At 63.3% G+C, this 19466-nt stretch carries 20 protein-coding genes; 8 read left to right on the forward strand and 12 right to left on the reverse strand.

Going from position 1 to position 19466, the window contains the following annotated elements:
• Positions 1-5 precede the first annotated feature (5 nt).
• The 4 genes from BLU35_RS34840 to BLU35_RS03015 all read left to right on the forward strand — a co-directional run bounded on the left by BLU35_RS34840 (position 6) and on the right by BLU35_RS03015 (position 5311).
• Positions 6-374 (forward strand): hypothetical protein, encoded by a 369-nt coding sequence (locus tag BLU35_RS34840; protein ID WP_143032883.1) that lies wholly within the window; start codon positions 6-8, stop codon positions 372-374.
• A gap of 120 nt (positions 375-494) precedes the next feature.
• A complete protein-coding gene (locus BLU35_RS03005; RefSeq protein WP_093232099.1) occupies positions 495-1871 on the forward strand; it encodes a PepSY-associated TM helix domain-containing protein in 1377 nt (458 codons plus the stop codon).
• A gap of 173 nt (positions 1872-2044) precedes the next feature.
• On the forward strand, positions 2045-4378 hold the full coding sequence (locus BLU35_RS03010) for a putative bifunctional diguanylate cyclase/phosphodiesterase (protein ID WP_057250534.1): 2334 nt from the start codon (positions 2045-2047) through the stop codon (positions 4376-4378).
• Between the two features lie 144 nt (positions 4379-4522).
• Positions 4523-5311 carry a L,D-transpeptidase family protein gene (locus tag BLU35_RS03015; RefSeq protein WP_093232100.1) on the forward strand — a complete coding sequence of 263 codons (789 nt, stop codon included), beginning with the start codon at positions 4523-4525 and terminating at the stop codon, positions 5309-5311.
• A gap of 60 nt (positions 5312-5371) precedes the next feature.
• Here the strand turns inward: BLU35_RS03015 and BLU35_RS03020 are convergent, their stop codons facing one another.
• Positions 5372-5848, reverse strand: a complete 477-nt coding sequence (locus tag BLU35_RS03020) for a MarR family winged helix-turn-helix transcriptional regulator (RefSeq protein ID WP_057250530.1) — start codon at positions 5846-5848, stop codon at positions 5372-5374.
• Between the two features lie 114 nt (positions 5849-5962).
• Here BLU35_RS03020 and BLU35_RS03025 point away from each other — a divergent pair, with 114 nt between their 5' ends.
• Entirely contained in the window at positions 5963-6385 is a 423-nt protein-coding gene (locus BLU35_RS03025; RefSeq protein ID WP_057250528.1) for an organic hydroperoxide resistance protein, read from the forward strand.
• Between the two features lie 132 nt (positions 6386-6517).
• Here BLU35_RS03025 and BLU35_RS03030 read toward each other — a convergent pair whose 3' ends face one another.
• Positions 6518-6730, reverse strand: a complete 213-nt coding sequence (locus BLU35_RS03030; RefSeq protein ID WP_057250526.1) for an alkylphosphonate utilization protein — start codon at positions 6728-6730, stop codon at positions 6518-6520.
• 95 nt (positions 6731-6825) lie between these two features.
• Positions 6826-8400, reverse strand: coding sequence for a helicase HerA-like C-terminal domain-containing protein (locus BLU35_RS03035; RefSeq protein ID WP_093232101.1), 1575 nt, complete (start codon positions 8398-8400; stop codon positions 6826-6828).
• A gap of 248 nt (positions 8401-8648) precedes the next feature.
• On the opposite strand from BLU35_RS03035, the gene BLU35_RS03040 reads away from it, so the two are divergent.
• The gene (locus tag BLU35_RS03040) at positions 8649-9041 is read left to right on the forward strand and encodes a DUF2780 domain-containing protein (RefSeq protein ID WP_057250522.1); all 393 of its coding nucleotides are present in this window, start codon (positions 8649-8651) and stop codon (positions 9039-9041) included.
• Positions 9042-9128: 87 nt separating this feature from the next.
• Here BLU35_RS03040 and BLU35_RS03045 read toward each other — a convergent pair whose 3' ends face one another.
• Positions 9129-10331, reverse strand: a complete 1203-nt coding sequence (locus BLU35_RS03045; protein ID WP_200964173.1) for an MFS transporter — start codon at positions 10329-10331, stop codon at positions 9129-9131.
• Positions 10331-10963: an NAD(P)H:quinone oxidoreductase gene (wrbA, locus tag BLU35_RS03050; RefSeq protein ID WP_057250521.1), complete on the reverse strand. Its 633-nt coding sequence runs from the start codon at positions 10961-10963 to the stop codon at positions 10331-10333. The genes BLU35_RS03045 and wrbA overlap by 1 nt, the downstream gene beginning before the upstream one ends.
• A gap of 108 nt (positions 10964-11071) precedes the next feature.
• On the opposite strand from wrbA, the gene BLU35_RS03055 reads away from it, so the two are divergent.
• A complete protein-coding gene (locus tag BLU35_RS03055) occupies positions 11072-11983 on the forward strand; it encodes a LysR family transcriptional regulator (RefSeq protein WP_057251080.1) in 912 nt (303 codons plus the stop codon).
• Here BLU35_RS03055 and BLU35_RS03060 read toward each other — a convergent pair.
• The 3 genes from BLU35_RS03060 to BLU35_RS03070 form a co-directional block, all read right to left on the reverse strand.
• A complete protein-coding gene (locus tag BLU35_RS03060) occupies positions 11980-13140 on the reverse strand; it encodes an MFS transporter (protein ID WP_057250519.1) in 1161 nt (386 codons plus the stop codon). The two genes, BLU35_RS03055 and BLU35_RS03060, sit on opposite strands and share 4 nt — an antisense overlap.
• A gap of 150 nt (positions 13141-13290) precedes the next feature.
• A complete protein-coding gene (locus BLU35_RS03065; RefSeq protein ID WP_058320335.1) occupies positions 13291-14127 on the reverse strand; it encodes an aldo/keto reductase in 837 nt (278 codons plus the stop codon).
• 103 nt (positions 14128-14230) lie between these two features.
• Complete coding sequence (locus BLU35_RS03070; protein WP_093232102.1) at positions 14231-15412, reverse strand: MFS transporter; 1182 nt, start codon at positions 15410-15412, stop codon at positions 14231-14233.
• A 140-nt stretch (positions 15413-15552) separates the two neighbouring features.
• Between BLU35_RS03070 and BLU35_RS03075 the strand changes: the two genes are divergently transcribed.
• Positions 15553-16446, forward strand: a complete 894-nt coding sequence (locus tag BLU35_RS03075) for a LysR family transcriptional regulator (RefSeq protein ID WP_057250513.1) — start codon at positions 15553-15555, stop codon at positions 16444-16446.
• 12 nt (positions 16447-16458) lie between these two features.
• Here the strand turns inward: BLU35_RS03075 and tam are convergent, their stop codons facing one another.
• From tam to BLU35_RS03095, 4 genes are all read right to left on the reverse strand, one after another.
• Complete coding sequence (gene tam, locus BLU35_RS03080; RefSeq protein ID WP_093232103.1) at positions 16459-17229, reverse strand: trans-aconitate 2-methyltransferase; 771 nt, start codon at positions 17227-17229, stop codon at positions 16459-16461.
• Positions 17230-17240: 11 nt separating this feature from the next.
• Positions 17241-17903 carry a haloacid dehalogenase type II gene (locus tag BLU35_RS03085; protein WP_057250509.1) on the reverse strand — a complete coding sequence of 221 codons (663 nt, stop codon included), beginning with the start codon at positions 17901-17903 and terminating at the stop codon, positions 17241-17243.
• 191 nt (positions 17904-18094) lie between these two features.
• The gene (locus BLU35_RS03090) at positions 18095-18655 is read right to left on the reverse strand and encodes a hypothetical protein (RefSeq protein WP_058320334.1); all 561 of its coding nucleotides are present in this window, start codon (positions 18653-18655) and stop codon (positions 18095-18097) included.
• Positions 18656-18762: 107 nt separating this feature from the next.
• Positions 18763-19446, reverse strand: a complete 684-nt coding sequence (locus BLU35_RS03095) for a YoaK family protein (RefSeq protein ID WP_057250505.1) — start codon at positions 19444-19446, stop codon at positions 18763-18765.
• Positions 19447-19466 lie beyond the last annotated feature (20 nt).

The following is a 19466-nucleotide window of genomic DNA, read 5'->3' on the forward strand; positions in this document are numbered from 1 at the left end:
CGGACATGGCGGCGCGTTTGCTCTGCGCGCTTGTCCTCGTCATCTCGGCCCTGATCCAGCAGCCGGCGGTCGCCATGCCGGTTGCGCCTGATACGACCGCCTACGCGCTTCCCGATGGAACGTTTGCCGATCTCTGCCTCACCGGCCACGACGATGCCGACGGAAAAGGTGGTACGAGAGGCCATGGATGCCAGTCCTGCTGCCTCGTCGCCCCCGCTGATCTGCCGGCGCCGTATCCGATCGCCGCACCACCGCTATCTCTCGCCTGGCATGTGTCGGTTCCTGCCAATGAACTTCTGTTTGTTCGCGGTGTGCTCCGCGGCGGCACAGGGCCTAGGGCGCCACCATCGGGTTTCTCCCTGATATCCGCTTGAGCGGCGGCTGACGGCCTCCCAGGCGTCGAAACTGCTGTTCGACGTCGCCGGCCGTGATCCGCGACCGACCCGACCATCACGAGGCGAAGCCGCGATAATGCGGATTTCCCGGAGAAACCCATGACAACCGCATCCTTTACCGGCGCCGCAGCGCAGCCGGTCGCCGCCGAGCGCGGCATTTCCCTCTATCGCGCCATCTGGCGCTGGCACTTCTTTGCCGGCCTGCTCGTCATCCCGTTCATGATCAGCCTGGCCGTCACCGGTGGCCTCTATCTCTTCAACGACGAGATCGACGATACCGTCTTCGCCTATCGCAACATCGTGCCTGCCGGGACCGAACGGCTGCCGCCTTCGGCGATCGTCGCCACCGCTGTCGAATCCGTGCCCGGCAGCGCCGCCGTCTCCTATCGCACACCCGCCGGTGCCGATCGCTCGGCGCGCGTCACGGTGGGTATCGGCAAGGCCAAAATGCTGGTCTTCGTCGATCCCTATACCGGCGCCATCCTCGATCACGTCGCGCCCACGGAAGAGTTCAATCAGGTGGTCGAGGACCTGCACAGCCTCGACTATTTCGGTAAGTCGGTCGAAACGATCATCGAGATTGTTGCGGGCTTTGCCATTCTGCTGGTCTTCACCGGCATTTATCTCTGGTGGCCGCGCCAGCAGACCGGCGGTGTGCTGACCGTGCGCGGCACGCCCGCGCGCCGCGTGTTCTGGCGTGACCTTCATGCCGTGACCGGCATCGTCGCCGGGCTGCTGATCGTCTTCCTCGCCTTCTCCGGTCTTCTGTGGTCCGGCTACTGGGGCGCCACCGTCAACGGCAAGCTGACGGCCATGGGGCTCGGCTATCCCGCGGTGCTTTGGGACCAGGTGCCAACCGCGACCAAGGTTTCGACCGATGTCCTCCCCAGGGCGAACTGGCTGATGGAGAATGCTCCGGTCCCGACGTCGAGCGGCGTCGGCGTCGGCGCCGAGCCGGTCGGCATAGACCGCGCGGTCGCGATCGCCGATGAGGCCGGCATGCTGCCCGGCTATGAGCTGGCGCTCCCGACCGATGAGAGCGGCGTCTACACGGCCGCGATCTTTCCGGCCGAGCTCGCACGGGAGCGCACGATCCACATCGACCAGTACTCCGGCAAACCGCTTGTCGATGTAGCCTTTGGCGATTACCCGGCGCTCGGAAAGGCGATCGAATGGAGCATCAACGTGCACAAGGGGCAGGAGTGGGGGCGCGCCAATCAGTTGTTGATGCTTGCCGCCTGCCTGTCCATCGTGCTCATCTCGCTCTCCGCCGTCGTCATGTGGTGGAAGCGTCGCCCGGCGGGGCGCGTCGGGGTGCCGCCGATGCCGCCGAAGCGCAGTGTCTATGCAGGATTGTGGATCATGGCCATTTTCTTTGGCCTCACTTTTCCGCTGACGGGGCTTGCGATCGTTATCATGGTGGTGGCCGACCAACTGCTGATGCTCGCGCCGGCGGCGCGCCGACGTCTGTCCTGAAATCGACGAAGGGGTGGCGCCGTCACCCCTTCTTTTCAGGCACGCAACTTGGAGATTGCAACCTCTGCACGATTTTTCTACAAGTTATTTAGGAAAGGCTAACTCTTGCTCGTCTAACGTGCAGTGGGGAAAGATCGACCAGCGACGCGGCTGAGCGCGTCGGGAGGCCTTGCTTGGCGAAGAACACGTCTCGCAATCCGCGATATGCCGCCTTAAATGCTGGCGGCAACGAGGATACACGTCGCCTGATCGATGCCAGCCATCGGCTGGCGGAAGAAGTTGCGCGGATCTTTCCGACCGAACCCGACATCGCCGACCGCCACTACTGGTTGGAGACGATGATCAACCATGTGCCCGACTACATCTATGCCAAGGATGTCGAAGGGCGGTTCCTCATCGCCAACCAGGTGACTGTTGCCGACAACGGCCTGGAAGGTCTCAAGGATATCGTCGGTAAGACCGACTTCGATCTCCATCCGCCGCACATGGCACAGGCGATCGCCGACATCGAGCGCCGCGTCATCGAAACCGGCGAACCGATTTTCGGCATCGAGGAACGGGCGATCGTCAGCAAGGGCCGCGACCGCTGGCTGATGACCTCCAAGGTGCCGCTGCGCAACAAGCGCGGCGAGATTGTCGGCGTCGTCGGCGTGTCGCGCGATATCTCCGACAGAAAGGCGGCCGAACGCCTGCTCGAAGGGCAGGCCCGCCTACTGGAAATGATCGCCAACAGCCGACCGCTCGACGAATTCTTCCGCGACATGATCCTGCTGATCGAGGCGCTGATGCCTGGCATCAAGGGGTCGGTGCTGTTGCTGTCGGCCGATGGCCGCCACCTGTTCCATGGCGCGGCACCAAGCCTCGACGAGAGCTATTGCGCGACGATCCATGGCGTCGAGATCGGCCCTCACATGGGCTCCTGCGGCACGGCGGCCTGGCGCGGCGAACAGGTGATCGTCTCGGACATTCTCGCCGATCCTCTCTGGGACGATTATCGCGAGCTCGTTCGACCCTATGGGTTCCGCTCCTGCTGGTCGACTCCCGTCCATTCGCGCGACCGCAAGGTGCTTGGCACATTTGCGCTCTATTCCGGCGCGGTCTGCGTTCCCAACGAAGGGCAGAAGGAGCTGATTGCGATGGCGGCGCATCTCGCCGGTATTGCAATCGAGCGCAAGCACGCGGAGGACCGTATCAGTTTCATGGCGCATCATGATGCGCTGACGGGCCTGCCCAACCGGGCGCTGTTCGAGGAGCAGGTCGCCGAGGCGCTGGAGGCCCTGCGCGGCACCGGTCAATGGGCGGTGCTCGCCTTCCTCGATCTCGATAATTTCAAGCTGGTCAACGATACGCTCGGCCATGCGGCCGGCGACGAGCTGTTGAAGGTCACCGCCTCCCGCATGCGCTCGTCGGTGCGCAAGTCGGATATGGTCGTGCGTGTCGGCGGCGACGAATTCATTCTGCTTCTGAACGGCCTTCCCTGCGAACGGGATGTCGTGCTGGCAAGGCTTGAAGATATTCGCCGCGCCATCGCGGGGCCGATGCAGATCGAGGGCCGAAGCCTGCAGGTCACCTGCAGCATGGGCGTCGCCTGCTTTCCCAATCAGGGCAAGACCGTCGGCGAGCTGCTCGCCAATGCCGACATGGCGATGTATCGGGCCAAGGAGCTCGGGCGCAACAATCTGCAGGTCTTCACCGAGGAAATGGCCGCCAAGGCGCACGAGAAGCTGCGTCAGCAGGAGGAGCTGCGCAGGGCGCTGGCACACGAAGAATTCTTTCTGCAGTTCCAGCCGCAGATGAACCTTGCGAATGGCCGCGTTTTCGCAGCCGAAGCCTTGCTTCGTTGGCGTCATCCAGAGCGCGGCACGGTTTCGCCGGCCGAGTTCATTCCGCTTGCCGAAGAAACCGGGCTGATCGTGCCGATCGGTGACTGGGTGCTGCGCGCCGCTTGCCGCCAGGCCAAGGACTGGCAGGATGACGGCCTGCCGCCGCTGATCGTCAGCGTCAACGTTTCGGCGCGCCAGTTCCGCGAGCGCAACTGGGCAGGTCACGTGGCGGCAATTCTCGCCGAAACCGGGCTTGAGCCCTGCTGTCTCGAGCTTGAGCTGACGGAAAGCCTGATCATGCAGGACGTGCCGGGGGCGATTGCCACCATGCATGAGCTGCAGGCGATCGGCGTGCACCTGGCAATCGACGATTTCGGCACCGGCTATTCTAGCCTCAGCGCCTTGAAGCGCTTCCCGGTGCGCCGCCTTAAGATCGACCGGTCCTTCGTTGCGGATATTCCTGTCGATCTCGACGACAACGCGATCACCGCGGCGATCATCTCACTCGCCCAAAATCTTGGCCTGCGCGTCATCGCCGAAGGTGTGGAAAACCAGGCCCAGGTCGAGTTCCTGCGCCAGAGCGGCTGTGACGAGATCCAAGGCTATTTCTTCAGCCGGCCGCTCTCCGCGCCGGATTTTGAAACACTGATGCGCCAGCCACGTTTCAACGCTCACAGCGTCTGAGTTCTCTTCGTTTCACGCCAAGACGCAAGCTTCGGTCCAGTCGGAAATGCAAGCATCGCCCCATTCCGAGGGGCTGTGCGTAGTATTTCGTTAAGCAATTTCATGCAGCACTCCTCAGGCCGCACTCAAGCCCTTCAGAGTTCGATGTCCTCTTCAGTCGTCTTCTCCCGCCGTCAATTTCTCCGCTCGTCCGGATTGGCTCTTGCCTCCGCCGGTCTTGCAGGCTGCACCTCCTCGATGAACACGGACGTCTTCCGCTATGAGACGGCGCCTGTGTTCCGCAATCCTGCGCTCGAAGGACGCTTTACCGATCCGCGCGCGGAAGGCATCTATGAAAGGCAGGATGGCCCAGGGCCAGTTCCGACCGGTCTGCCGCCGCCGGGCCTCTATGTTTCGGATATTTATGCCTCCATGTACGACGGCGGCTATCAGGTGCCGGAGGTACCGTTCCGTCAGATCGACGCGCGCTTCTATCGTCAGGAGGTCAGCGATCCCTTTGGCGAACAGCCGGGAACGATCGTCGTCGATACCGGTGACCGCTACCTCTATCTGATCCAGCCGGGCGGCCGGGCACTGCGCTACGGCGTCGGCCTCGGCCGTGAAGGTTTCGCCTGGTCGGGCCGCGGCGTCATCCAGTGGAAGCAGAAGTGGCCGCGCTGGACCCCGCCGGACAGCATGGTCGCCCGCCAGCCGCAGCTGAAACCCTATTCGGCCAAGAATGGCGGTATGGCGCCGGGCCTCAACAACCCGCTCGGTTCACGCGCTCTCTACATCTTCCAGAATGGTCAGGACACGCTCTACCGCGTCCACGGAACGCCGGAATGGAAGTCGATCGGCAAGGCCGTCTCGTCCGGCTGCGTTCGCATGCTCAACCAGGATGTCATGGACCTCTACGATCGCGTGCGTGGCAAGGCGCCGATCCTCGTCATCTAACAACCACGGGCGTCGTCGCTCGCGGCATCCCCCAGTCACGAGGGGCGGCCTCTGCAAATGTCAGTCCGCGCCATGGCCGGAATTGAGCTGCCGCGTCAACTGATGCAGCGTCTCGCGGATTTCGCCCGCTTCTTCCAGGCTGCAGCCTGAAGCCTTGCCGATATCTATGAGAATACCGAAGGCCTCGCTTTTCAAATCGCGGCCTTTCTCCGTGAGGCGAACGATTACCTGTCGCTCGTCACCTGGGTCGCGCTGGCGCGCGACAAAGCCGGCTGCCTCCAGGCGTTTCAGAAGCGGCGACAGCGTTCCGGAATCGAGCCCTATCTCCTCGCCAATGCGCTTCACCGTCATTTCGTCCTGTTGCCATAGCGCAAGCAGCACGAGATATTGCGGGTAGGTGAGGCCGAAACGATCGAGCAGCGGCTTGTAGGCACGATTGAAGGCATGCGCCGCCGAATAGACGGCAAAGCAGAGCTGCTTGCCGAGCGACAGCGCCTCCTCCGGAATGGTATCTATATGTGCCGCTTTGTTTGCCATGGTCGCATTCTCGCAAAAACAGGGCGAAAATGCAATTTGCAAAATTAATTTGCACGCAATTGAATTTTGCGCTATCTAACCCTCATCCACTTGGAAACGCAAAGGAGACCGCCAATGCCTATTCTCTACCGCACCACTGCATCCGCAACCGGTGGCCGTGCTGGCCAGGCCAAGAGCGCCGATGGCGTTCTCGATGTCACCCTTACTGTGCCGAAGGAACTTGGCGGCGACGGCGCCCGCGGCACCAATCCTGAACAGCTCTTTGCCGCTGGCTACTCGGCCTGCTTCCTCGGCGCCCTGAAGTTCGTCGCCGGCAAGGAGAAGGTAAAGCTTCCGGAAGACACGAAAGTGACGGGAACAGTCGGCATTGGTCCGCGCGAAGATGGCACCGGCTTCGGTATCGATGCCGCGCTTGAGATCACGTCTCCGGGCGTCGACAAGGCGGTTCTCGAAGACCTCGTCCAGAAGGCGCATATCGTTTGCCCCTATAGCCATGCGACCAAGGGCAATATCGACGTCAAGCTGACGGTTGCCTGATATCTGAATTCCAATCGGAATCCAAAAGCCCGGCGGATCGTTCCGCCGGGCTTTTGTGTTCTCGGAGATCATGATGCTCCACGCAGGCGCTGCATGAGGTGGCTGCCGACGGAGAAGGCCGTCAGCCGTGGGCTATGCCTTCTTCAAAAACTCGGTGCGCAGCACCAGGCCCTTGATCTTCTCCACCCGGCATTCGACTTCATCAGGGTTGTCGGTGAGGCGAATACCCTTGACCATCGTGCCGCGCTTCAGCGTCGTAGAGGTGCCCTTGACCTTCAGATCCTTGATCAGGGTAACGTTGTCGCCGTCCTGGAGGATGGCGCCGTTCGAATCCTTAACGTCCATGCGAATGTTCCTTTCAAAATAACGACGCGCCTCGATCGAAATCAGGGCGCGGGCAAAATATCGACCTCAAGCATTGCCGGTTGCCGCGGCTATGTTCAGCGTCGGCTGAGGCTGCCGAGGATGCCGCGCACCAGGGCGCGGCCGACCTGGGTCGCGACGGTGCGAGCGACCGATTTCATCGCGGCTTCGACGACCGTCTCGCGCTGGTAGCCGGAGCTGCGTGGCCGCGCCTGCTTGCCCGCTGGTGCCGCCGCCTCGTCGTCGCCGAAGCCGGGCAGCGTCCAGCGGCTGCCGCCGGTATTCGCTTCCGTTGTCTGCTGTTCGGCCTGTTCTTGTGCTTGCGCCTGCGCTTCGGCCGTCTTCTTGGCGCGCGCGGTCAGCATCTCATAGGCCGATTCGCGGTCGAAATCCTCGTCATAGAGACCGCGGACCGGGCTCACATCCATCACCTTTTTCCGCTCGGCCTCGGTCAGCGGACCGACGCGCGATTGCGGCGGACGCACGAGCGTGCGCTCGACCATCGAGGGCGCACCCTTGCCTTCGAGCGTCGAGACCAGAGCCTCGCCGGTGCCGAGATTGGTGATGACGGTGGCGCAGTCGAAGTCCGGGTTCGGGCGGAAGGTGTCAGCGGCGGTCTTCACCGCCTTCTGGTCGCGCGGCGTATAGGCGCGAAGCGCGTGCTGAACGCGGTTACCGAGCTGGCCGAGGATCGTTTCCGGCACGTCGAGCGGGTTTTGCGTGACGAAGTAGACGCCCACGCCCTTGGAGCGGATCAGGCGCACGACCTGTTCGACACGCTCCGTCAGCACCTTCGGCGCATCGTTGAAAAGCAGATGCGCCTCGTCGAAGAAGAACACCAGCTTCGGCTTGTCCGGGTCGCCCACCTCAGGCAGTTCCTCGAACAGTTCCGAAAGCAGCCAAAGCAGGAAGGTCGCATAGAGCCGCGGGTTCATCATCAGCTTGTCGGCCGCCAGCACCGAGATCGCGCCGCGCCCGTCATTGGTCGTGCGCATGATGTCGGTGATCTTCAGCGCCGGTTCGCCGAAGAAATGTTCGGCGCCCTGCTGTTCGAGGATCAGGAGTTCGCGTTGGATCGAACCGACCGAGGCCTTGGAGATGAAACCGAACTGATTGGAGAGCGCGCTGGCATTGTCGCCCATGTAGTTGAGCAGCGCCTGCAGATCTTTCAGGTCGAGCAGCGGCAGGCCGCCCTCATCGGCGATCTTGAAGGCGATGTTGAGCACGCCTTCCTGCGCATCCGTGGCGTTCATCAGCCGCGAAAGGAGCAGGGGCCCCATTTCCGACATGGTGGTGCGGACGCGATGGCCCTTCTCGCCGTAGAGATCCCAGAAGATGACCGGGAATTCCTGGAACTCGTAAGGATTTGTCGGCAGGCCGATCTGCTCGGCGCGCTTCAGGATGAAATCCTTGGGCTCGCCGATCGCGCCGATGCCGGAGAGATCGCCCTTGACGTCGGCGCAGAAGACGGGGACGCCGGCATTGGCAAAACCTTCGGCGAGGACCTGCAGGGTGATCGTCTTGCCGGTGCCGGTGGCGCCGGTGATCAGGCCGTGGCGGTTGCCGAACTTGAGTTCCAGATACTCGCCCTTGTTGATCGAATCATCAGGCTTGCGGCTGGTGCCGATAAAGAGCTTGCCTTCTTCCAACATGTGGGCTTCATCTCCGTTTCATCAATGAAAGCGGGCGGTTCGCGGTTGATCGCAAGTGCCCGTCATCGAAATGTGCCTGGTTTTCTGTTATAGGTGCTGCGGTTGCGCCCGGCAACAAGGCTGTGCCAGCGCGCGACCGGAAAGCGGCGTTATCGACGGGCCGATAGTCACTGCTCACGGCTTGTTATTTGGTGGGCGATCATTTACCTTGACGTCAACGTCAAAAATCCAAGTGAGGGAGTTTTTCCATGAATGAACTGGTCACGCGCGTCGCGGAGAATGTCGGCATCGAGCCTGCAACGGCCGAAAAGGCTGTCGGCATGATCCTCGGCTTCCTGCAGCGCGAAGCCGCTGACGGCCCGGTTGCCCAGATGATCGAAGCGATTCCGGGCGCCTCCGAGCTCATCGCCCAGTACAATGGCGAAGGCACGGGTGGCGGCGGTCTGCTCGGCGGCCTGATGTCGGCGATCGGCGGCGGCGGCGTCATGGCGCTCGGCCAGCAGCTGATGAGCCAGGGTCTCGGCATGGGCGAAATCACCTCGCTCGCCAAGGAGACCATCGCCTTTGCCAAGGAAAAGGCAGGCGATGAAGTGGTCGACGAAGTCGTCGCCTCGGTTCCGGGCCTCAGCCAGTTCGTCTGATCCGCGGACAATCCGCCGGAAATGCCGAACCCACCGGTTTGCCGCCGGTGGGTTTTTCTTTGCGATTTGCTCTTTGCATGCAGGCCATCATCGCCGTTGGGCCTTGCTTCGCAGGGTCTGCTCCAGTGTGCTCGCAAGCAGGATGCAGAGAAGGGCGCCGACGCCGATGAAGGCCGCGCCCGAGGCCCAGCCGTAGCGTTCGATCGCCGTTCCGACTGCAACCGGCCCGACGAGTTGCCCCAGATTGCTGCCCTGCATCAAGAGCCCCATTGCCAACGGCGCAAGCGCCGGACGCGGCGACAGGATCGGCACCGACGAGATCAACGTGGCGGGGATCAGGCCGCCGATCGCGGAAAACAGCACGCAAAGCCCGAAGATCAGATTTCCACCGGACTGGCTCAGGAAGATCCATAGGCCGAACACACCCATCAGCAAGGCAGCGCTGGCGATCAACCGGCCGCGGGCAAAGCTGCGAGACAGCAGATGGCCGGCGGCAAGATTGCCGATGACGTTCACCAGTGTGATGATGGCGCTGAGGAGGCCGACGGTCCCGAGCGAGACGTGCATACGCTGGACCAACAGGATCGGCAGGAAGCTGGAAAGCGTGAAGCTCATCAGGCTGTAGAGCGAAAACAGAACGAAGAGCAGCACCGGGCCGCGGCTTGTAAGCGTTTCGGTCGCATCATCCCGGAAGCTGGCGGCGATGCTGGATGTTTCCCGAGACGGCGACACCGCCAGGAAGATGGAAGCCAGGCTTGCCAGCGTGATCAGCCCGTTGCTCCTCCAGATCGCTTGCCAATCGGGAAAAAGTGGCCCCGTCAGCATGGCGGCCGCGATGCCCGCCGGCATGAAACAGCTCCACAGCGAAAAGACGAGGTCGCGGCGATCCGATGTCACCAAGCGCATCAGAATGGCCGGGCCGGCGACGACGACAAGCAGGAACCCGAAGCCTTCGACGATGCGTGACAGAAGAAGCAGCGTGAACGCGTGGCTGGCCGCTCCACTGAAGGAGCCGAGCGCCAGCATCGCCATCCCGATGCCGACCAGACGCCGGTCCCCGGCAGCAGTGACGAACGCGCCGGCCGCCATGCCGCCGACGACGCCGACGATGGCGAAGACCGAGGTGATCCAGCCGAGGGCGGGGAGATCGAGCCCAAGGTCGGACTGAAGCAACGGACCGGCAATCAGCCCCTTGCCGACCTGCATGGCCGCGACCACGCCGGCGGCAACGACCGTCATCACGCCCGCCCAATCTGTTCTCTCCCGAGCGAAGGTTGTGGCCGTGGCCATCAGGCAATCTCCGCCACGCGCGCACGACCGGCGACCAGCGCCGCCGCCAGGTCTGCGACGTGGCGTCCTTGGAAGCGTGCGCCTTCCAGCTCGTTGGCGCTTGGCCGACGGTCGCCGCCGTTGCCGTCGTCGGCGAGCGTCGAGGCGCCGTAGGGCGAGCCGCCGGTGATTTCGTCCATGCGCATCTGACCCTTGAAGCTGTAGGGCAGGCCGGCAATCACCATGCCGAGATGGAGAAGCACGGTATGGGTGGCGAGGATCGTCGATTCCTGGCCACCATGCTGGCTTCCGGTCGAGGTGAAGACGCTGCCGATGCGGCCGACCAAAGCGTCGCGCGCCCAGATACCGCCCGCCTGATCGAGGAAGTTTTTCATCTGCGCGGCCATGTTGCCGAAGCGTGTCGGCGTACCGATGATGATCGCGTCATAGTCAGGCAGTTCCGCGACGGTCGCGACCGGTGCGACCTGATCGCGCTTGTAGCCCGCCTTGATGGCAACGGCTTCCGGCACGATTTCGGGCACCCGCTTGAGCACGGCGGTGGCGCCAGCGGCGCGCGCGCCCTCGGCAACCGCCGCCGCCATGGTCTCGATATGACCGTAGGATGAGTAGTAGAGCACGAGTATCCTGGCCATCGGGCCTTCCTTCCTGCTGAGCACTTGCTGTTCGGAAAAGAAGATGGATGCTTTCCATGATCTGATGAAGTGAGATAAATTTCATCAAATTGATCTATGGAATCGATCATGCTGGATGCCCTGACACTCGATCAGATGCGGACCTTCGTGACCGTCGCCGAAAGCGGGAGTTTCCGCGGGGGTGCAGCCCGGCTTTCCCGAGTGCAGTCGGCGGTCAGCCATGCCATCGCCAATCTCGAGACGGAACTCGGAGTCGCTCTGTTTGATCGTTCGGGCCATCGGCCGGTGCTGACACAGGAAGGGCAGGCCCTGCTTGCCAATGCCCGCGATATCCTGCTGCGGGTGGACGCCATGCGGGCCCGCGCGCGAGGGCTCGGCGAGGGGATCGAACTGGAGCTTTCGCTGATCGTCGACACGCTCTTCCCGATCGAGACGGTCGGGCTCGCCCTGAACGAGATGCGGACGATCTACCCCAATGTTTCAATCAGGCTTGCGGTTTCACCGCTGGGCGGACCGCTGGATGGCCTCGTCGAACGCCGCTTCACTCTCGGTATCATGGTCGGCGAGGATTTCCGCGATCCGGCTATCGCCCGCCAGGCGCTCTCGACGGTTCAGATCGTTGCAGTCGTTGCGGCGCATCATCCCCTGGGGCTGAGTGCCGGCGATGGTGCACTCGAAAACGCCGCGCTTGCCGACCATCTGCAGATCGTGCAGTCCGATCCGTCGCAGCGCACGGTGGGGCGGGATTTCGGCGTGCTTTCGCCGCAGACCTGTCGCGTCAGCAGCCAGGATACGAAACATGCGATGATCTGCGCCGGTCTCGGTTGGGGCCGGCTGCCGCTCTGGCAGGTGGAGCGGGATCTCGAAGAGGGCCGGCTGGTGCGCATGCCGACGACGGCCCTTGGCCGCAACAGTCAAGTCGGTGCCGAGGCCTATCTGGTGCATCGGATCGATGAGCCGCTCGGGCCGGCTGCCCGTGTTTTCGGTGAGGCGCTTGCCTTGCGCTGCGCCGAGGCCTAACGGCGCCCTGTCGCTGCAAACATCAGAGTGAAGAAGACGAGGACGGTGCCCACGCCGAGCGGGCCGGCGATAGGGTCGATGAAGTTCATCAGCGCGCCGGTGGCGCCCGACCCTGCAGCGCTGCCGGCGGCATAAGCGAGCGAGAAGGCGGCACTGCCGGCAACGAGCATGCTGCCGCGATATTCTTCGCCAAGCATCGTCAGGGCGGCCGTGTAGAGCGCGAAGCTGGCGGCGCCGATGAAGGCGAATGTCAGCAGCAAAGCCACGTTCGAAGACAGGAACGGCACCAGAAGGTAGCCGGTGGCGGCGACGGCGGCTGCTGAGATCGCCACACGGCGGCGCGGCAGCCGGTCGAGAAGCACGCCGATGAAGGGCTGCGCCAGCGCGGTCGGGATCGCAAGCGCCGTCACGCTGAGCGCGGCAAAGGCCTGGCTGTGGCCCGTTTTGACGAAGTAGACCGGCATTGCCGAGATCGCCGCGATATCGGCAATGCCGAACATCAGCACCATGAGGATCAGCATCGGTGCCTTCTTGAAGAAGGCGAAGAGGTCGCGTGTCGAGGAAGGCTCGGGCCGAGTGCGCGCACCCATGGTCAGGAGCCCGGTGAGGAAGGCGACGAGCGCGATATAGATCGCCAGCAGCGCAAAGCCGAGGCCGCCGCTGGTGCCGAGCAACGGGATCGCCAGCGGACCGGCGGCAAAGCCGCCGCACATGCCGGCGCCGTAAAGGCCGGAAACGCGACCGCGCAGCCGGTCGGGACAGGCCGTATTCAGCCAGGCTTCGCCGAGCATGAACACCATGCTGACGAAGAAGCCGAGGGCGAAGCGGGCGATAAACCAGATGGGAAGCTCTGACGTCGAGGCAAGCGTCGCGAGGCAGATGGAGCAGCCGCAGAGACTGGCGATGATCAGCCGGTCGGCGGAGGCAAGCCGCGTCAACCGGCCGAGAAGCAGGGTCGCCACGCCGAGACCGGCGGCAAAGCCCATGGCATTGAGGCCGATCATTCCGGCAGAGACGCCACGGCTTTCAAGCGAAAGCGAGATCAGCGGATAGGTGAGCCCCTGCGCCACCGAGAAGGCGGTGACCCCCAGGACGACGGCGATGATCGCCGGCCAATCGGGAGCGAAATCGCTCGTCTGCGCCTCATGCAAAGACATCGCCCCCTCCCTCTGATCGGTGTCTGCGGGGCATGTCCATATCGTATCCGCCGCCGGCTGGGAATTGGCCGGCGGCGAAATGGCGGAGCGGGATGAGGAAAAGTGTGAGCGGTTTTCCGCCCGCATCCCGCTCCACTACAAGAGAGTAGATCAGGCGGCCTTGTCCCAGACCGGAGCCAGACCTTCCGGATTGACGATGCGACCGTCGGGGCGGGCAAGCGCGTGGATCTCTGCCATCTCGCCGTCGCCGAGCGCGAAGTCGAAGATCGCGAAGTTTTCCTTCAACCGATCGATCGTCGCGGTCTTGGAAAGCGTGATCACGTCCTTCTGCTGCACCAGCCAGCGCAGCACCACCTGGGCGGCCGTCTTGCCGTGGCGTGCGCCGATCTCCTTCAGCAGCGGATCGTTCGGGACCTTGCCGTTCGCCATCGCGTAGTAGGCAGTGATCGACATGCCGTGCTTGCGCGCGATCTCGAGCACCTTGGTCTGGTCGAGATAGGGATGGTATTCGACCTGGTTGGTGGCGATCGGGGCGTCGCTGAGCTTCACCGCTTCTTCCATCTGTGCCGTGTTGAAGTTGCTGACGCCGATATGACGGACCTTGCCGGCCTTCTGCACCTCGTTGAGGGCGCCGATGCGCTCGGCCATCGGCACGTCACTGCCGCCCGGCCAGTGCAGGAGAAGCAGGTCGACATGGTCGGTCCTCAGCTTTTTCAGGCTCTCGTCGACCGAGGCGAGGAAGTCGCGATGCGCATATTTGTCGACCCAGACCTTGGTGGTGAGGAAGATGTCGGCGCGTGACACGCCGGAGTTATGGATGGCTTCGCCGACCTCGGCCTCGTTGCCGTAGATCTGGGCCGTGTCGACATGGTGGAAGCCGAGCTTGAGCGCTTCCGGCAGCACCCGCAGCACGTCGGCGCCGGGCATGCGGAAGGTGCCGAAGCCGAGCGCCGGGATGTTGGCACCGTTTGAATTGACGGAATGCATGGTGGGTAACTCCTTGTACTTGACCTGCTGTACTTGGCGAGCGCCCGGCCGGATGGCCGGGCGAAAAAGGAACGATCTATAGGTGGTCCTCAGGTGCGGCGGTTCAAGCCGGTTGGTAGGCGGCGCCGGCCCGGCGATCAAGAACGCCGCTCAAAAGCGTGAGCAGCAGCGCGGCGGCGACAAGCAGGGCGCCGATGACGGGCGTCATGCCGAGGCCGAGCGGTGAGGCGACGATCAAGCCACCGAGCCAGGCGCCGACGGCAATGCCGAGGTTGAAGGCGGCGATATTCAGCGCCGAGGCTACATCGACGGCGCCCGGCCGGTACTGCTTGGCAAGCTGCACGACATAGAGCTGCAGGCCGGGAACATTGGCAAAGGACAGGAAGCCGAGTGCGGCGAGCGTCACCAGCGTCAGCACCGGCGAGGGGGCCGTGAACGTAAAGAGCACCAGCACGGCCGCCTGGGCCAGAAACAGGCCGATAAGCGCCTTGACCGGATCGCGGTTGGCGATCTTGCCGCCGGCAATGTTGCCGATGGCGATCGCGACGCCATAGAGCACGAGGATCAGGCTGACGGCGCCTTCCGAGAAACCGGTGATGTCCTGCAGGATCGGCGCCAGGAAAGTGAAGGCGACGAAGGTGCCGCCGTAGCCGAGCGCGGTCATGGCAAAGACGATCAGCAGGCGGCCGGACCCGAGCACGCGCACCTGGTCGATAAGCTTGGCCGGCGGGGCCTTGGAGAGCGTGTTCGGCAGCAGGGCGACGATCGCGGTGAGCGCGACGACACCGAGACCGGTCACGGCCCAGAAGGTGGCACGCCAGCCGAAGGTCTGGCCGACCCAGGTACCGAGCGGCACGCCGGTGACGATCGCGACGGTGAGGCCCATGAACATCATGGCGATGGCCGATGCGCGCCGGTCTTCCGGAACGAGGTCGGCGGCGATGGTCGAGCCGACCGAGAAGAACACTCCATGGGCAAAGGCGGAGATGACCCGCGCAATGAGAAGCGGTTCGTAGCTCGGCGACAGGGCGGCCGCAGCATTGCCGACGATGAACAGCGCCATCAGGCCGATCAGGAGCGGCTTACGCTCGATCCGGCCGGTGAGTGCCGTCAGCACCGGCGCGCCGAAGGTGACGCCGAGCGCATAGACGCTGACGATCAGGCCGGCGAGCGGCAGGGTGACATTGAGGTCGGTGGCGACCGTCGGCAGCAGACCGACGATCACGAATTCCGTTGTTCCGATCGCATAGGCCGCGATCGTCAGCGCAAGGATAGCAATAGGCACGACGAGACCTTTCCCACCCGGCTGGGAGGAACCGGGCGCGTTGGTTGTTGTTGAAGTCGGGCGGAATATGAGCCTTGGCACTCATCATGATAATCAGCATAATGGTACAAAGGACTGTGAATTGGATTCAAAGGTGACGCATGGACAATCGGGCAGGTGAAATGGAGGTCTTCGTTGCCGTTTCGGAGACCCGCAGCTTCTCGGCGGCTGCGCGGCGCCTGAAGCTTTCGCCGTCGGCCGTCAGCAAACTGGTGACCCGTATCGAGGACCGGTTGGGCACGCGCCTGCTCGTGCGCTCGACCAGGACCCTGCAGCTGACGCCGGAGGGGGAAGTCTATCTGCAACGCGCCCAGCGGATTCTCACGGAAATCGCGGAGACCGAACAACTGGTCGCTGCCGGGGGCCGCATGACGCCGCGCGGGCTGTTGCGGGTGAACGCCGCAGTCGGCTTTGGCGAGCGCTACATCATGCCGCTCGCGCCAGAGTTCCTCGCCCGCTATCCGGAGGTGCAACTTGATCTGACGCTGACGGACAGCATGATCGATGTCGTCGGAGAGCGCGCCGACGTGGCGATCCGCACCGGTCCGTTGCGCGATTCATCCCTCAAGGCACGCAAGCTCATGGAAAGCCGTCCGGTCGTGATCGCATCGCCGGGCTATCTGGAAAAGCATGGGGTCCCGCAAACGCCCGATGAACTCGACGGCCACAATTGCATTCGTTTCAATTTCCGTCGCAGCGTCGACGAATGGGCGTTCCGCATGCCGGGGCAGCCGGCTGCGGAATTGCGCTCGGTCTTCGGCAACATGCAGGTCTCGAGCGGTTCGATCGTCCGCCAGCTTTGCCTTGCCGGCATTGGCGTTGGCCGTATCGGCCGTTTCCATGTCGAGCCGGACTTCGAAGCCGGAACGCTCGTGCCGCTGCTCGAAGATTATCAGTCGGGCGAGATCGAGACGGTCTACGCCGTCTATGCCGGACATGAGCATCTCGCCGCCCGTATCCGTGCCTTCATCGATTTCCTGGTCGAACGCATGTAGCGTCGCCCGGCGCTAGGCCTTCACCGCGACGATGAAAAATCTCGGGAAGCGCAGAAGGACCTTGCCGTCGCTCATGGCCGGATAGGCAGCGCGGATCCGGTCCGTGTAGTCGGCAGCAAAGGCGTCGCGTTTATCTTCCGGCAAGGCATCGAGATAGGGTCTGAGGCCGGTCCCCTTCACCCATTCGACGATCGCTTCGGCATTGGCGAGCCGGTGGTAGTAGATCGTGTGCCAGACCTCGATGCTGGCGGCCTGTGGCGCCAGGCGTTCGACATAGGTTGCCGGGCCCGGCATGGGATTGCGGCGGACGGTCTTGCCGGCAAAGGCGTCAGTGAAAGCCGAGCTGCGCGCTGTCTCCTCCATCAGCAAATGGCTCAGCTCCCCGAGATTGTCCGGCATCTGGACCGCAAGCGTGCCGCCTGATGCGAGCGCTCCCATCAGTCTTTCGAAGATCGTGAGGTGGTTCGGCAGCCATTGAAAGACAGCGTTGCCGTAAAACAGCGAAGCGCCGGCAGGGGGGACCCAGTTTGCGAGATCCGCCTTTTCGAAGGTGATGCCCGGCAGCCGCTTCGCCGCCGCAACGAGCATGTTCTCGTCGCTGTCGATGCCTGAAAGTGTGGCCTCGGGAAACCGGTCGCGGATGAGCTCGGTGGAGTTGCCCGGGCCGCAGCCGAGATCGAAGGCGATGCCTTCGGGCAGGTCGGGCACTTGGGCGAGGAGATCTCTGGCTGGGCGCGTGCGTTCGTCTTCGAACTTCAGATACTGCGCAGGCGACCAGACCATGGGGAGATCCTTCAGATACCGAATTGCAGACTTTCGAGAGAGGGCAGGATCAGCGCCGGCCCGTGATCACGATATTCGTCCGGCATGTCCGCCCGATTGATCCATACGGTGCGAAACCCGAATTTCGTCGCCCCGGCGATATCCCAGCGGTTCGACGACTGGAAGGAAACGGCATGCGGGTAAAGCCGGTAGCCGGTTGTGACGATGTCGTAGACGGCAGGCGCGGTCTTGAAGGCCTTCACCGCGTCGACGGAAAACACGTCGTCGATGACGATGTCGAGTGCCGCGTTGCGGACCGCAGAGGCGAGCATGGCCGGCGAGCCGTTGGAGAGGATGGCGATGCGGGCGCCGCGCTCCTTGAGCCCTTTCAGAACCGCCGGCACTTCCGGATAGCAGTCGAGCGTCCAATAGGCGTCGAGCAATCGCTTGCGAAGTTTCGGGTCGGCGGAGGGAAAACGTGCGAAGGCGTAGTCGAGCGACTGTTCGGTCAGTTGCCAGAAATCCTGATAGCTGCCCATCAGCGAGCGCACCCAGGAATATTCGAGTTGCTTGGCCCGCCAGAGTTCGGAAAAAGCCTGCCCGTCCGGGCCGATTTCCTGCGCGTGGCGCCTGACGGCCGCGTGCACGTCGAAGAGCGTGCCGTAAGCGTCAAACACATAGGCCGCGTGGGACATCTTTTCCTCCCGTCTTTTGTATTCGGCGCTGGCGGGTCAAGGTCGAATCTTCCCGTCAAAGCCCGTCCGAAAACAAAGGCTTACAGCATCATGCCTGATCAGGCAGTCAACTGTCACCGTTCTTTCGTGGGATCATGTCAAATCTTTGTGCGATGCACAACGGCTGGCGGCCAAGCTGCGTATTTCTAGCTTCAGCTTTTGGCTGGTTTCCAGACTTTCGCCGGGAAGCGTAGTGCCTGCTTGGCGAGCTTGCCCTTGAGCCCGAGCGCCGTGTCGCAAAGGTTGACGACATGCCTGTTCGGCTTGGCCTCCGGGCGCAGCGCATGGAGTGCGGCGGCGGCGTCCTCCGGTGGCATGTAGCGCGCCAGAATGCCGAGGGTGAGCGCGGTCGCGCGCCCAATGCCCCGAAGGCAATGGACGAGCAGATGGGCGTCTTCGGGCAGGCGGTCGACAAAGGCGAAGGTGGCTTCGATGGCTTGCGGGCGCGCCGCATCCGGCTCGTCCGGATCGGTGGTATCGCCGAAAAAGAGTTCCAGATGCTTTTCCGGCGGCAGCTCGATCATCGAGAGCAGTCGGCTGCCGGGAGCGCGGATCGAGATCAGGTGCGTTGGCGCCCAGAGCGCGCGATTGTGTCGCGCTTCGGTCTGTGAGCTGACGATTGCCCGGATCGGCCATCCGGCCGGATGCGCCGGATTGGCCTTGAGGATGGGATGATAGAGTTCATCCGTGGTGACGGCTGCCGCAAGCGCCATGGCAGGACCTCGCTCGTGATTCTTCTTTGCAGATTTTGCCCTGAAACCCGGCCGCGCTTAAGGGCAAAATCTTGGGAGGGGTGAAAAGCTGCCGTTGGAGCTGAGGCTCACCCCGAATGGATATAGCGCCGCGACCAGCGAGACGGCACGAGAACAGTGGCAAGCGCTAGCCCAGCGGCGAGCGCAAAGGACGCCCAGAGCGAGGCCGCGCCGAAGTGGCGCTGCAAGAGAGCGCCGGCGACCGCGCCGGAGAACATGCCGAGCCAGGGCACGATTTGCACCAGCCACTGACGGTTCCTGTTGCCGAGCAGCCAGCGGCCGAGACCGCGCCCGAAGCGGGAAAGTGCCCCCGTCACGTAGGTAAGCCCGATCGGCAAGCCCTCGATATGTTCGACCGCCGCATTGACCAGGCCCATGGCGAGCACGACGCCGTAGAAATAGAAGGGCCGCGGCATAAGGGCCCCGAAACCGGCGCAGAGCATCAGCACGAGGCTGACCGTCGAGAGCACGCCGACGACGCCGAGGCGCGCGGCTGCGATGACGCCAAGTGCGTTGCCGATGATGAACGCCCCGAGCGCGCCGACGAGCAGCAAGGCGCCGATAAAATCGCCATCGCCGAGGGCGATTGCTGCCCGGGTCGTGTTGCCGCTCATGAAGGAGACGAAGTCGCCAATGCTCAAGAGCCCGATCGCGTCGGTCATGCCGGCAAGGAAAGAGATCGTCGCGGCAATGGCAAGCGCCGTGCCGGTGCGCTGACGTTTGATCAACCTTCGCCGTCTCCCAATGGTCATCTGCCTTGCCCCCGATCCGG

Source organism: Sinorhizobium sp. NFACC03 (assembly GCF_900103435.1).
Taxonomy (GTDB): Bacteria; Pseudomonadota; Alphaproteobacteria; order Rhizobiales; family Rhizobiaceae; genus Ensifer.

What these genes read in the sequence shown, in the direction of transcription:
- BLU35_RS34840 (WP_143032883.1), top strand. Translation starts at nt 6, where the DNA reads ATGGCGGCGCGTTTGCTCTGCGCGCTTGTCCTCGTCATCTCGGCCCTG.
- BLU35_RS03005 (WP_093232099.1), top strand. Translation starts at nt 495, where the DNA reads ATGACAACCGCATCCTTTACCGGCGCCGCAGCGCAGCCGGTCGCCGCC.
- BLU35_RS03015 (WP_093232100.1), top strand. Translation starts at nt 4,523, where the DNA reads ATGTCCTCTTCAGTCGTCTTCTCCCGCCGTCAATTTCTCCGCTCGTCC.
- BLU35_RS03020 (WP_057250530.1), bottom strand. Translation starts at nt 5,848, where the DNA reads ATGGCAAACAAAGCGGCACATATAGATACCATTCCGGAGGAGGCGCTG.
- BLU35_RS03025 (WP_057250528.1), top strand. Translation starts at nt 5,963, where the DNA reads ATGCCTATTCTCTACCGCACCACTGCATCCGCAACCGGTGGCCGTGCT.
- BLU35_RS03030 (WP_057250526.1), bottom strand. Translation starts at nt 6,730, where the DNA reads ATGGACGTTAAGGATTCGAACGGCGCCATCCTCCAGGACGGCGACAAC.
- BLU35_RS03035 (WP_093232101.1), bottom strand. Translation starts at nt 8,400, where the DNA reads ATGTTGGAAGAAGGCAAGCTCTTTATCGGCACCAGCCGCAAGCCTGAT.
- BLU35_RS03040 (WP_057250522.1), top strand. Translation starts at nt 8,649, where the DNA reads ATGAATGAACTGGTCACGCGCGTCGCGGAGAATGTCGGCATCGAGCCT.
- BLU35_RS03045 (WP_200964173.1), bottom strand. Translation starts at nt 10,331, where the DNA reads ATGGCCACGGCCACAACCTTCGCTCGGGAGAGAACAGATTGGGCGGGC.
- wrbA (WP_057250521.1), bottom strand. Translation starts at nt 10,963, where the DNA reads ATGGCCAGGATACTCGTGCTCTACTACTCATCCTACGGTCATATCGAG.
- BLU35_RS03055 (WP_057251080.1), top strand. Translation starts at nt 11,072, where the DNA reads ATGCTGGATGCCCTGACACTCGATCAGATGCGGACCTTCGTGACCGTC.
- BLU35_RS03060 (WP_057250519.1), bottom strand. Translation starts at nt 13,140, where the DNA reads ATGTCTTTGCATGAGGCGCAGACGAGCGATTTCGCTCCCGATTGGCCG.
- BLU35_RS03065 (WP_058320335.1), bottom strand. Translation starts at nt 14,127, where the DNA reads ATGCATTCCGTCAATTCAAACGGTGCCAACATCCCGGCGCTCGGCTTC.
- BLU35_RS03075 (WP_057250513.1), top strand. Translation starts at nt 15,553, where the DNA reads ATGGACAATCGGGCAGGTGAAATGGAGGTCTTCGTTGCCGTTTCGGAG.
- tam (WP_093232103.1), bottom strand. Translation starts at nt 17,229, where the DNA reads ATGGTCTGGTCGCCTGCGCAGTATCTGAAGTTCGAAGACGAACGCACG.
- BLU35_RS03085 (WP_057250509.1), bottom strand. Translation starts at nt 17,903, where the DNA reads ATGTCCCACGCGGCCTATGTGTTTGACGCTTACGGCACGCTCTTCGAC.
- BLU35_RS03090 (WP_058320334.1), bottom strand. Translation starts at nt 18,655, where the DNA reads ATGGCGCTTGCGGCAGCCGTCACCACGGATGAACTCTATCATCCCATC.
- BLU35_RS03095 (WP_057250505.1), bottom strand. Translation starts at nt 19,446, where the DNA reads ATGACCATTGGGAGACGGCGAAGGTTGATCAAACGTCAGCGCACCGGC.